The organism is Vibrio sp. Y51_MX_L26 (assembly GCF_024181935.1).
Lineage (GTDB): Bacteria > Pseudomonadota > Gammaproteobacteria > Enterobacterales > Vibrionaceae > Vibrio > Vibrio diabolicus.
Window position 1 is genome coordinate 173,205 of record NZ_JAMZAS010000004.1, and the last position, 12,950, is coordinate 186,154.

Annotated in this window: 11 protein-coding genes; 8 read left to right on the forward strand and 3 right to left on the reverse strand. The window is 45.6% G+C overall.

Annotated features, from left to right (window positions below; all coding sequences use genetic code 11):
- The first annotated feature begins 1 nt into the window (after position 1).
- The 5 genes from NL645_RS12015 (at position 2) to lipA (ending at position 4,293) form a co-directional block, all read left to right on the forward strand.
- Positions 2–805, forward strand: a complete 804-nt coding sequence (locus NL645_RS12015; protein ID WP_046874297.1) for a septal ring lytic transglycosylase RlpA family protein — start codon at positions 2–4, stop codon at positions 803–805.
- 90 nt (positions 806–895) lie between these two features.
- Complete coding sequence (locus NL645_RS12020; RefSeq protein ID WP_012842069.1) at positions 896–2,074, forward strand: serine hydrolase; 1,179 nt, start codon at positions 896–898, stop codon at positions 2,072–2,074.
- Between the two features lie 139 nt (positions 2,075–2,213).
- Positions 2,214–2,492 (forward strand): DUF493 family protein YbeD, encoded by a 279-nt coding sequence (ybeD, locus tag NL645_RS12025; RefSeq protein WP_005384135.1) that lies wholly within the window; start codon positions 2,214–2,216, stop codon positions 2,490–2,492.
- 176 nt (positions 2,493–2,668) lie between these two features.
- Positions 2,669–3,331, forward strand: coding sequence for a lipoyl(octanoyl) transferase LipB (gene lipB / locus NL645_RS12030; RefSeq protein WP_053808751.1), 663 nt, complete (start codon positions 2,669–2,671; stop codon positions 3,329–3,331).
- Positions 3,328–4,293: a lipoyl synthase gene (gene lipA, locus NL645_RS12035; RefSeq protein WP_005391329.1), complete on the forward strand. Its 966-nt coding sequence runs from the start codon at positions 3,328–3,330 to the stop codon at positions 4,291–4,293. The genes lipB and lipA overlap by 4 nt, the downstream gene beginning before the upstream one ends.
- 447 nt (positions 4,294–4,740) lie before the next feature.
- Here lipA and glyA read toward each other — a convergent pair whose 3' ends face one another.
- The gene (gene glyA / locus NL645_RS12040; RefSeq protein ID WP_005391333.1) at positions 4,741–5,991 is read right to left on the reverse strand and encodes a serine hydroxymethyltransferase; all 1,251 of its coding nucleotides are present in this window, start codon (positions 5,989–5,991) and stop codon (positions 4,741–4,743) included.
- Positions 5,992–6,338: 347 nt separating this feature from the next.
- On the opposite strand from glyA, the gene NL645_RS12045 reads away from it, so the two are divergent.
- The 3 genes from NL645_RS12045 to NL645_RS12055 all read left to right on the forward strand — a co-directional run bounded on the left by NL645_RS12045 (position 6,339) and on the right by NL645_RS12055 (position 9,583).
- A complete protein-coding gene (locus NL645_RS12045; protein ID WP_031780204.1) occupies positions 6,339–6,941 on the forward strand; it encodes a YitT family protein in 603 nt (200 codons plus the stop codon).
- Positions 6,942–7,031: 90 nt separating this feature from the next.
- The gene (locus NL645_RS12050) at positions 7,032–8,552 is read left to right on the forward strand and encodes a winged helix-turn-helix domain-containing protein (RefSeq protein ID WP_203343520.1); all 1,521 of its coding nucleotides are present in this window, start codon (positions 7,032–7,034) and stop codon (positions 8,550–8,552) included.
- A gap of 131 nt (positions 8,553–8,683) precedes the next feature.
- The gene (locus NL645_RS12055) at positions 8,684–9,583 is read left to right on the forward strand and encodes a hypothetical protein (RefSeq protein WP_253651753.1); all 900 of its coding nucleotides are present in this window, start codon (positions 8,684–8,686) and stop codon (positions 9,581–9,583) included.
- 101 nt (positions 9,584–9,684) lie between these two features.
- Here the strand turns inward: NL645_RS12055 and treC are convergent, their stop codons facing one another.
- Together treC and treB are read right to left on the reverse strand one after the other, a co-directional pair.
- A complete protein-coding gene (gene treC / locus NL645_RS12060; protein ID WP_253651754.1) occupies positions 9,685–11,370 on the reverse strand; it encodes an alpha,alpha-phosphotrehalase in 1,686 nt (561 codons plus the stop codon).
- An 87-nt stretch (positions 11,371–11,457) separates the two neighbouring features.
- Positions 11,458–12,882: a PTS trehalose transporter subunit IIBC gene (gene treB / locus NL645_RS12065; protein WP_046874302.1), complete on the reverse strand. Its 1,425-nt coding sequence runs from the start codon at positions 12,880–12,882 to the stop codon at positions 11,458–11,460.
- Positions 12,883–12,950: the final 68 nt, after the last annotated feature.

Consider the following 12,950-nt stretch of genomic DNA (forward strand, 5'->3'; position numbering starts at 1 on the left):
CATGCAAAAACGCGCTTTATATTCCTTGGTTTTCTCTGCTCTTATTTTGGCAGGCTGTTCATCAACTAGCCAAAAAGAACAAGAAGGCCGTTACGAACTCGAATCCGATGTTGCACCGGATACACCGCTTTCAGTCGAACACATCGAGGATGCGCACCCTAAATATGAACCGTACAGCCTAGGTGGGAACAAAGATTACCACTTGCGCGGAAAAGACTACAAGATAGTTCGCGATGCCAAAGGCTTTAAAGAAAAAGGCCGCGCATCTTGGTATGGGAAGAAGTTCCAAGGTCATTTGACTTCTAATGGCGAAATCTATGACATGTACTCAATGACGGCTGCGCATAAAACGCTACCGTTACCAAGTTACGTAAAAGTTACCAATACTGACAACGGCAAAACCACCGTAGTACGAGTTAATGACCGAGGTCCTTTTCACGATGGCCGTATTATCGATTTAAGCTATGCCGCCGCACATAAGTTAGATGTCATAAAAACAGGCACCGCGAACGTGGAAATTGAAGTGATCAGTATCAATCAGCCCACGGACAAAAAGTCATTAGAAGCGCACCCTAAGTACGTTATTCAGGTGGCATCATCAAAAAATGAAGAGCGCGCGCGAACTTTAGGCACCGAGCTTGGTCAAAAATTGGATACAGAAACTTTCCTAGAAAATGCGAAAGAGTCTTATCGCTTGTTGTTAGGGCCATTTACTGACTATTCCCTGACGCAAGCCACTCTAGATAAAGTAAAGTTGCTCGGCTATTCGTCTGCATTTATTAAAAAACACAACACTGCCAAATGACCTAGTGTCATGAATTTCTCCTCGATCCCCTCTTACATAGCTGGGGATTCTGATAAGATGTCCGCAGTTAACCCAAAAATTTGAATTACCATGAATAAAAATAAGTTTGTGAAATCTATTCTCGTTTCTTCGGTTGCCCTTTCTGCAACTTTCGCTCAATCTGCTCTTGCATCACCTATCGTTGTTCCAGATGCCCCTCAAATCGCGGCGAAGGGCTACGTACTGATGGATTACCATTCAGGTAAAGTACTGGCAGAGAAAGAGATGAACACAAAATTGTCTCCAGCCAGTCTGACTAAGATGATGACAAGCTACGTAATCGGCCAAGAACTAGCGCGTGGTAATATCTCAGAAGATGATGATGTCACCATCAGTAAAAATGCATGGGCGAAAAACTTCCCTGAATCATCAAAAATGTTCATTGAAGTGGGCACAACTGTAAAAGTACGTGACCTAAACCGCGGTATCATCGTCCAGTCTGGTAACGATGCCTGTGTAGCAATGGCTGAACACATTGCAGGCTCAGAAGATGCGTTTGTTGACCTAATGAACGCTTGGGCCAACACACTAGGTATGACGAACTCACACTTTGCCAACGTTCATGGCTTAGATAACGCCGAGCTGTACTCGACACCATACGACATGGCATTGCTAGGTAAAGCCCTGATCCGTGACGTACCAAATGAGTACCGCGTGTACTCAGAGAAGAAATTTACTTACAACGGCATCACCCAATACAACCGTAACGGTCTACTTTGGGATAAGAGCATGAACGTTGATGGCATCAAAACGGGTCACACAAGCAATGCGGGTTACAGCCTAGTAAGTTCAGCAACTGAAGGCCAAATGCGTTTGGTTGCGGTCGTTATGGGCACGAAAGATGCCAATGCTCGTAAGTCAGAAAGCAAAAAGCTACTAAGCTACGGCTTCCGTTTCTTCGAAACAGTAGCGCCGCACAAAGCGGGTGAAACGTTCGTAGAAGAAAAAGTGTGGATGGGCAACAAAGACACTGTAGCGCTAGGCCTTGACCAAGATACTTACGTAACACTACCACGTGGTGAAGCGAAAAACCTAAAAGCCAGCTTCGTCCTTGAAAAAGAGCTAGAAGCCCCAATTAATAAAGGTGATGTAGTTGGTAAGCTATACTATCAGATCGATGGTGAAGATATTGCCGAATACCCCCTAATGGCACTAGAAACCGTAGAGCAAGGTAGTCTATTTAGCCGCATGTGGGATTACATCGTATTGTTATTCAAGAGCTTCTTCTAAGAAGGACGTTAGAGTAGCAAACTTATTCGCAAAGCCGCCTGAAAGGGCGGCTTTTTAAGTTTGAGATCCTCGTCTTGAGTTCCCCCTAATTTGACTGTACTATTTCGCACCGCAACGAATATCTACTGGAGTTATCGATATGCTAACCATCAACTCTGATGCAAAATTAAAAGACCTGCTTGAGTTCCCTTGTTCATTTACTTACAAGGTAATGGGTCATGCAAAGCCTGAACTTCCAGAGCTTGTTCTTGAAGTTATTCAGCGCCATGCTCCAGGTGACTACAGCCCGACCGTTAAACCAAGTGCTAAGGGCAACTACCACTCGGTATCAATCAACATCACTGCAACGTCTATCGAGCAAGTTGAGACACTATACAAAGAGTTAGGTGAAATTGACATCGTGCGCATGGTTCTATAATTTTTTGATAGATTAAATTTTTTTTGAAAGCAGCTTCGGCTGCTTTCTTTTTATTTATCAACCAGATAACAAAACTTTACATCGCTTTCAGTTAAAAATCTGTTACTCAGCGGTAGAGCATCAGGGTTATCCGGTTTATAATCCAAAAACTTTATATATTAGCAACAGGAATTCCCATGCAATACCAACTTGTTGTAAAACGACTTGGCCGCCAAGACTATGAGCCTGTATGGAAGGCGATGCATGAGTTCACCGACCAACGCACAGAAGAAACCCCTGATGAAGTCTGGTTGGTAGAACATAACCCAGTATTTACGCAAGGTCAGGCAGGTAAAGCTGAGCACCTTATTAACACTGGTGACATTCCTGTTGTACAAAGTGATCGCGGAGGCCAGGTTACGTATCATGGCCCTGGTCAGTTGGTCGCCTATTTCTTGATCAACTTACGCCGCAAAAAATTAGGTGTACGAGATCTCGTTACCACTATCGAGAACCTCGTGATCAACACGCTAAAAGCATACAATATCGATTCGGCCGCGCGACCTGACGCACCAGGCGTTTACGTTGACGGTAAAAAAATATGCTCTCTCGGTTTACGCATTCGTAAAGGATGCTCGTTTCATGGCTTAGCCTTGAACGTAAATATGGATTTAACACCGTTTCTGCGTATTAACCCTTGTGGTTATGAAGGTATGGAAATGGTTCAGGTCAGCCAATTTGGCGGCCCAGACAATGTAGAAGCCGTAGAAAAACAATTAATAGAAGAACTCGTTACTTTGCTCGACTATGAGCAAGTAGAATTCAGCACAGAAGCACCTTCTCAAGGTAATAAAGCATGAGCAAACCAATCCAGATGGAAAAAGGCGTTAAATATCGTGACGCCGATAAAATGGCATTGATTCCCGTAAAGAACATGCCTACAGAGCAGAAAGAAGTGCTACGTAAGCCTGATTGGATGAAGATCAAGCTACCAGCCGACAGCCAACGAATTCAAGACATCAAGGCGGCGATGCGCAAGAATAAACTTCACTCCGTATGTGAAGAAGCATCTTGCCCTAACCTAGCGGAATGTTTTAACCACGGTACAGCTACCTTCATGATCCTAGGTGCTATTTGTACTCGTCGTTGTCCTTTCTGTGACGTTGCTCATGGCCGCCCATTACCACCGGAAGCAGAAGAGCCTCAAAAACTGGCGAAAACCATCGCCGATATGAAGCTGAAATACGTAGTAATCACTTCTGTAGACCGTGACGATCTGCGTGATGGTGGTGCACAGCACTTTGCCGACTGTAACCGCGAGATCCGTGCGTTGAACCCGCATATTAAGATTGAAACTCTGGTTCCTGACTTCCGTGGTCGTATGGACGTAGCGCTGGATCTAATGAAAGACAATCCGCCAGATGTCTTCAACCACAACCTAGAAACTGCACCACGTCTTTACCGTAAAGCTCGCCCAGGTGCGAACTACAAATGGTCGCTGGAGCTTCTTAAGAAGTTCAAAGAGCAGCATCCAGATGTACCGACCAAATCTGGTTTGATGATGGGTCTTGGTGAAACCAAAGAAGAAATCATCGAAGTACTGAAAGATCTACGCGCACACGGTGTAACGATGCTGACTCTAGGTCAGTACTTAGCGCCAAGCCGTCACCACTTGCCAGTAGAGCGTTACGTTCCGCCATCAGAGTTTGACGAGCTAAAAGAAGTTGCATTAGAGCTTGGCTTCACGCATGCAGCGTGTGGTCCATTTGTTCGCTCTTCTTACCATGCTGATATGCAGGCTCAAGGCATCGAGATTAAGTAAGCTCTCGTTTGTTTTCAAAAGAAAGGTTGGCTCAGTGCCAACCTTTTTTGTATCAGTCAAATGGTGATAAAAAGCCATTCTACCTCCGTCATTCTGAACAGCGAGGAACGAGCGTGATTGAGAATCAGTTTCCAACGTACTGATGATTTTTTGGGAAACGCTGAGTAAAAGAGTGTGCCTCAACAAGATTCCTGATCTCGCCTAGGCTCGTCGGAATGACGCGGTTTGGATATATTGAAAGGGACAAGTGTTGGTAGCCATCTCCTTATCACACACTCTTCGCTATATCTCATTCCAAACGCCAGACAAACAAAAAGGCCCTCAATTGAGGACCTTTAGTATATCAATGTTCAAAATAGACGAGTCGAGTTCTAGGAGAACACACGGAGTTTGCGCGAGCAAGTGAGTATGTTCGACACCGAAATTGACTCATTCTATGAAGAATAGTTAGGCGTAAACCGGTAGACGCTTACAAATTTCGAGCACTTTCTGTTTAGTCGCTTCGATAACTTCTTCGTTGCCGATGTTATCTAGAACGTCACACATCCAGTTTGCTAGCTCTTTTGCGTCTTCTTCAGTGAAGCCACGACGAGTGATCGCTGGCGTACCTACACGAATACCAGACGTTACGAATGGGCTGCGTGGGTCATTTGGTACTGAGTTTTTGTTCACTGTGATGTTTGCTGCACCTAGTGCCGCGTCTGCGTCTTTACCAGTGATGTCTTTGTCGATCAGGTCCACAAGGAACAAGTGGTTTTCTGTGCCGTTAGATACGATTTTGTAGCCACGCTCTTGGAATTGACCAACCATTGCTTTTGCGTTTTTCACTACGCGAGCTTGGTAAGCTTTGAACTCTGGCTCCATCGCTTCTTTGAACGCTACTGCTTTACCAGCGATAACGTGCATTAGAGGGCCACCTTGACCACCAGGGAACACTGCTGAGTTCAATTTCTTGTACATATCTTCGCCAGCATTTGACAAGATAAGACCACCGCGAGGACCTGCTAGTGTTTTGTGCGTCGTTGTTGTTACCACGTGAGCGTGTGGAACAGGTGTTGGGTATTCGCCTGCTGCGATAAGACCCGCTACGTGCGCCATATCAACGAAAAGGTAAGCATCTACTTTGTCAGCGATTTCACGCATGCGCTTCCAATCAACGATTTGCGAGTAAGCAGAGAAACCACCGATGATCATCTTAGGCTTGTGCTCAAGCGCTAGCTGTTCCATCTCGTCGTAGTTGATTTGACCCGCTTCATCGATACCGTAAGGGATAACGTTGTAGTGCTTACCAGAGAAGTTTACTGGAGAACCGTGAGTCAGGTGACCACCGTGTGCTAGGCTCATGCCTAGAACTGTATCGCCTGGGTTAAGAAGCGCCATGTAAACCGCGCTGTTTGCTTGAGAACCTGAGTGAGGCTGTACGTTCGCGTATTCACAACCGAACAGTTTGCATGCACGGTCGATAGCAAGTTGTTCCGCTTTATCTACGTACTCACAACCGCCGTAGTAACGCTTGCCTGGGTAGCCTTCAGCGTATTTGTTCGTTAGCTGAGAACCTTGCGCTTCCATTACACGTGGGCTTGTGTAGTTTTCAGAAGCGATAAGTTCAATGTGTTCTTCCTGGCGAAGAGTTTCTTCCTGGATAGCTGCGAACAGTTCCGCATCGTAATCTGCGATGTTCATATCACGCTTAAGCATCTGTATCTCCTGACTCAGATTAGTACTGAAAGTTGCAAAAAAACTGTTGAATGACCCTACGCAAACGTTTTCGTCACCCTAATGGCGCGCATTCTACATAATTTGATCTGGGTCATAAAGAGAAATTTACAATTTTTCTCATGCAGTTTTTTCATGATGGCAAGCAATCTGTATCACGCCCGCATTGCAATTGCATAACGACGATCTATTGCCTGTCAATTTTGTGCTTTACACCCTGTAAAACAGCAATTACATAGGTTTACCGTAAATTTTACCCTCTAGCTACCGAAAAGATCATCTTTTTACTACTATGCACGCCTTATTTATCACTAATGACTGCAACATTGATGGAAAAACACTCATTAAAAGAAGACTGGATAGCGATTCTCACGGGTACCTTTTTGGTAGCTCAAGGCGTTTTCTTTCTCCAATCCGCAAACCTCCTAACAGGGGGGACGACAGGATTGGCTCTGCTTATTAGCCAATTTACACCTTTTACGTTTGGTGTGCTGTACTTTTTAGCAAACAGTCCCTTTTACTTGCTAGCATGGAAACGCTTCGGCCGTCATTTCGCCATTAATAGTGCCATTTCTGGCGCTTTGGTTTCTATCTTTGCCGATCATCTTTATTTGCTAATCTCGCTCGAATCGGTAAATGAAGTTTATTGTGCCGTCGCAGGTGGGCTTTTAATGGGACTCGGTATGCTGATCTTGTTCCGACATCGCTCCAGCTTAGGTGGCTTTAACGTGCTGTGTTTATTTATTCAGGACAAATTTGGCATTTCAGTTGGCAAAAGCCAAATGGCAATCGATGCGTGCATCCTGTTTGCGTCATTCTTCTTTGTCACTCCAGAAGTAATTGGTCTTTCGATTTTGGGCGCGTTTGCACTGAATGTCGTGTTAGCGATGAACCACAAGCCTCATCGCTATTCCGTGACCTACGGTTCATAAACTTTTGATGATAATTGGAGCGCAATTTATAAGATTTCGCGCTCCAATCGCTATATAATATTTCGCCATTTCCAAATAACGCGGTGCGGTATGCGCGATTTTTTGCAACAAGCCAAACAAACTCACAGTTGTATTGCGATTGGCGAGTTGGTCTATAATCCGAAGACACAAACTCTTCATCAAGACACTGTCGCGATTGATCTCGAACCTCGTACCATTGAGTTATTAGAGCTGCTGCTAACAAGCGTGGGACATCCGCTCTCTGCCGATACCATTATCGAAACCATTTGGCAGAGCAAATTCATCTCTAAGAATGTACTCACTAACCGCATTAGCACCTTACGTGCGCTGCTACAACAGCATCTCCCCGAGTACGATGCGACTAAGCTCTTGGTCACCTACCCTCGCAAAGGTTACTTTCTAAACCCTGCGAATATCCGTTTAGTGCCACCAGCGAAAAACCATCGACGTGCTATTACATCTCAAGTTACGAACCGTAAGAACATCAAGCTGATTTTTGCTTATAGCTTATGTGCCGTACTTACGGTTTGCAGCGTGACGCTCGCAAGCTTGTTATGGCAACGCCAAGAGATTTCAACACAACAAACACGTCATCAGTTACTTATCCCCAAAGTCGAGTTGCTGCTCAACCGTGTCGATGCAATCGGCTCTCAGGCGCGAAAATACCGCATACTGGTCAAAGCCGTCTTACTGCAACAACAAGTCGAATATCCATACACCGACATCGCCAACCAAGACGCTCCCAGTTACTTTCTTGATCCTATCGGTCATACGCCGTATTTCCCTGGCGCGCGAAACATGCAGACCAGTGATTACGAACTCAACATAGAGTTAAAAGACGGCGCAGAGCAAGGCACCTTGAAAGCGCAGATGAACCTTATTTATCCTGCGACAGGAAAGCTGGCGTTTCGCAACGAATACACACTGCGCTTATCCGACCTACAATCGGATATCTTCCAAATTCACTCAGATGTCGCGCAATACTTCAACTTGCCTGCACCTTCGGCAAGCACATGGCAACTGTCAGACGTTCACCAAAAAATGCTGTTTGAGAATGTCTTTTCTAACCAACCTCTACAACAAGCTGATGAGTTTGCAGCTATCACAACCGCAAGGCATCTCGCTTTGTACGAGCAAGAACCTCAAAAGCTGGAGGCGTATTTGACGCAAGTGCAGTCGTCGTTCGATGTTTTGCCAGATGAGCTAAGCCTCTGGTTGGGCGTATTGCATTTCAAACTAGGCAACCTAGACCGAGCAAAAGTTCTGCTGACCACTCCAGATGGCGACTCTCGTATTCAAAACGCGCTGATTTATACGTTTGTGTCTCACATCGCTTATAAACAAAACAAACTCGAACAGTTCCGTCTCAACTACATGGAATCACTGGTGGCACTGCTGCGCGTTTTACCGTCCGAGACATTGTTTGAACGTCTTTCTCAATCTGAATCGAAAGAGACTTGCCTTCAACCATGGAAAACGTTGCATGTCAGTTTGACCGATCAAGAAATTATCAGCCGATGGAAAGCGCTCATCAACGAGTATTGCACCAACGTAGCTAACGAAATAAGCCCAAATAAAACAAAGACCTAAATATAAAATTAAGCTTTCGTTAAGCCCTATTAGCTTTTGTTTTTTGCCCTTTTTAGCTCACTAAACTTAGCATGCTCGCATTCAAGCAACGGCCCAACATGAAGCGGCCTAATCAATCAGGAATGTAAACCATGCTAAACAAAATGACGCTTATCGCAGCAGCAACTCTGGCTCTTTACGGCTGTGGCGGCGGTTCATCTTCTGGCAGTGCTAATCCAAACAAAGTGCCTCAAGAAAGTTTCGACATCGCGATTCAAAACTCAATCTTCGCTCCCACGCCAAGCACACAACTAAACTACGCGTTTAGCCTGGATGGCCAACCTGAAGGCGAGATGAAACTGAGCTTCCAAGCGATGGATAACGAGCAATTGTTGGCAGCGTTGGCACAAATCCCAAACAGTGAGGCAATGGTCCAGTTGGTTAATGACTTGGTGAACTACGGCGCCAAACAGTTCTACTATTCTGACGAACAGTACAACGACGATGAAGAGAGCAATACACTTTATTTTGCAGGCTCTGATGGCGCACTTCATGAAGTCACCGACGCTTATTCCATTAACCAGCAGTTTGTTGCCATGCTGATGCACAGCAGCCCTATTTTCCGTCTCAACGGTGACGACGTAAAAGAGAAAAGCCCGAACATTGATATCGGTGAAGAGACCATATCTCTGCAAACCACTCTAACAGGCTACGCAGTTCACAACCTACTAGACAGTTTTGAAGAGCATGAGTGGGTGCAAAACCTGCCAATGACAGCATCTTGCCAAGTGGTTTGGCAGCAGCAAATCCGAGAGACTGGCGTACGTAAAACGTTCTCAATTTCAAGCAAGAAAATTGAAGCGGCGTACCTGACGGAAGAGAATACTTACAACCTAAACTGCGATGATATGGACTCAATGGAGTTCGCCACTTCGGCAGAACGTTGGTTTAACCCGAGCTTAGGTCTGATTGAGCAAATCGAACTGCTAAAAGTACAACAAGTACAAATCAATGAAGAGAAAGTGCTGCTAACAGCAATTGAAGCAAAATAAGCCTGTACTCCACAAGTATCTCGCATCTCAATAAAAAAGGCTTTGGGGAGCACACCAAAGCCTTTATCTCGAACATCAATCTTAGGGGGTGACACCCGAGTTTATTCTTCTATCAATAAAATACGAGTTTCGTAAGGTCGTAATACTTGATGGTTTGACGCGACTGCACTCGCTGAGTTTTGATAGTTAGATAGCAAGTTTTTCGCTTTACTCATATCAAAACGTTCTGGCAGAACGCATTCCACCTCTTCAGCGTAGTAGTTATTGATACACAGCAGCGTTTGTTTGTCGTTCTGGCGAGCGTAAGCAAAAATGCGTTGATGATCTGGCAATAAATCTTCATAACGGCCATCGGTGATCACCGGAACCTGTTTACGTAGCTCAATCAAACGTTTGTAGAAGTAGAACACCGAGTTCAAATCAGCAACCGCTGCTTCTGCGTTGATTTCAGAGTAATTCTGCGCCACTTCAAGCCACGGTGTGCCTTCGGTAAAACCAGCGTGCTTTTGGCTATTCCATTGCATTGGCGTACGTGAGTTATCACGCGACTTCTGCGCCAAAATCGCCATCATCTCCTCGTGTGATACGCCATCGCGGTTGACCATGATGTCGTACATGTTGGTGCTTTCTACGTCGCGGTACTGGCTGATCTCAGTGTAACCTGGGTTGGTCATGCCAATCTCTTCCCCTTGGTAAACATAAGGTGTGCCTTGCATCATGTGTACAGACGCCGCCAGCATCTTGGCAGATTCGACGCGGTATTGTTTATCATCGCCTAAGCGGCTTACCACACGAGGTTGATCGTGGTTACACCAGAACAGCGCGCCCCACCCTTTGCCATTTAAGCCCGTTTGCCAATGGTTGAAGATCTGCTTTAACTGAATGAAATCAAATGGCGCTTTGGTCCATTTTTCACCATTCGGATAATCGACTTTCAGATGATGAAAGTTGAACACCATGGATAGCTCTTTGCCGTCTAGCGAAGAGTATTGCTGGCAGTGCTCTAGCGTGGTGGAAGACATTTCACCCACCGTCACGCTGCCGTACTTTTGGAACACGGCTTCGCTGATTTCTTGCAGATATTCGTGCACGCGAGGACCATCAGTATAGAAACGACGGCCATCGCCAATATCATCGCTTGGGAAATCTTGTTGTTTAGAAATCAGGTTGATGACATCAAGACGGAAACCATCCACGCCTTTGTCTGCCCAGAAGCTGATGACTTCTTTGACTTCTTCACGCACCACTGGGTTTTCCCAGTTTAAGTCCGCCTGCTCTTTAGCAAAAAGGTGCAAGTAGTACTGCCCTGTCGCTTCATCCAATTCCCAAGCATTGCCTCCAAACTTCGATTGCCAGTTGTTGGGCTCTACGCCATCAACCGGATCTTTCCAGATGTAGTAATCACGGTAAGGGCTGTTTTTATCACCTAACGCAGATTGGAACCACTTGTGTTCTGTCGAAGTATGGTTGACCACGATGTCCATGATGATTCGAATGCCCAACTGATGAGCCTCTGACAACAGGGTATCGAAATCTTGCATCGTGCCGAACTCGGGGTTGATCGAGTAGTAATCGGAGATGTCATAACCGTTGTCGATCATTGGCGATTGGTAAACCGGCGTCAGCCAAATCGCATCCACACCGAGATGTTTTAGATAATCCAGTTTAGAAATGATCCCTTTAATATCGCCCGTGCCTTTACTGCCGCTGTCACAAAAGCTTTTTGGGTAAATTTGATAGATGGTTGCGGTTTTCCACCAGCTCTCATCATGCTTGGTCATAGCCATTTCTAACACTCACTTACCAGTAATCGGAAACTTAAAATTTGAAAAGAAAAATAGGAGGAGGCAGCCAAGTCACTGCCTCAAATTGAATTACGCGTTTGCCGCCTCAAGCTCACCTTTGGCTTGTGCACGCTTATAAAGAATTAATGTTAATGCGGCAGGTACCACCATCGCGACTAACATCGCCAGAGCAAAGATGCCCCAGAACTGCGGCTGGATAGATAAGATACCCGGCAAGCCGCCCACACCGATACCGTTCGCCATGACGCCCGCACTACCACAGATAGCAGCAGCACATGCACTACCGATCATCGCACTCAACATTGGGAACTTGTATTTCAAGTTGATGCCGTACATCGCCGGCTCTGTTACGCCAAGGTAGGCAGAAATCGCTGCTGGCACTGAGATTTCACGCTCATCCTGCTTTTTACTGATGATAATGATGCCAACCACTGCCGATGCTTGAGCAATGTTCGATAGTGCAATCAAAGGCCAAATCGGCGTACCACCCAATTCTTGCATCAACTGCAAGTCAACGGCGTTAGTTGTGTGGTGGATACCTGTGATCACAAGTGGCGCGTATAAGAAGCCGAAGATGGTTGAGCCAATCATCGCGAAGTCACCCGTCATGGCTGCTTTTGCTGCGAAAGCAACGCCGTCACCCAACATACGACCGAATGGGCCAATGATAGAGTGCGCAAGAATCACAGACACAATGATAGAAACAAACGGTACTACTACTAGGTAAAGGTAAGATGGAATGATGCGTTTTAAGCGTGTTTCGATAAACGCTAGTGCGATACCTGCTAACATCGCGGGAATCACCTGCGCTTGGTAACCGACTTTCTCAATCGCAAACAACCCAAAGTCCCACACTTCAGGTACTTGCTTACCAATCAGGTAGGCGTTCATTAACTGAGGCGAAACCAATGTCACGCCAAGCGTGATACCCAGAATCGGTGTACCGCCGAGCTTTTTCACGGTCGACCAACACACACCAACGGGTAGGAAGAAGAAAATTGCTTCACCAATTAACCATAGGAATGAATGAACAGTCGCCCAAAACTGACTGATTTCCGTTAGGGTTTGACCATCAAACATCTTGATGTCGCCAATTACATTACGGAAACCAAGAATCAAACCACCAGTAATGATCGCAGGCAACAGTGGTACAAAGATTTCTGCAAGGTGGGAAATACCACGCTCAACGATATTCATGTTTTGGCGAGCAGCATTCTTGGATTCGTCTTTGCTCGCTTCACTTTTACCGCTAAGCTCGATCAGTACTTTGTAAACCTCATCAACTTCAGTGCCGATGACGACTTGGAATTGACCTGCGTTGGTAAAGCAGCCCTTCACCATCGGTAATGCTTCTAACTGTTTCGTGTCTGCTTTGTCCGTATCGTTTAGAACAAAACGCAAGCGAGTTAAACAATGGCTTACACTGGCAATATTGTCCGGCCCCCCGACCAGCTCAATAAGACGCTCCACGTCTTTACGCGCAATCTTACTCATAACTTTGTCCACCCTGTATTGGATACATTCGATTCATCATTTTATTTTTATAAATGGGAACATTCCCA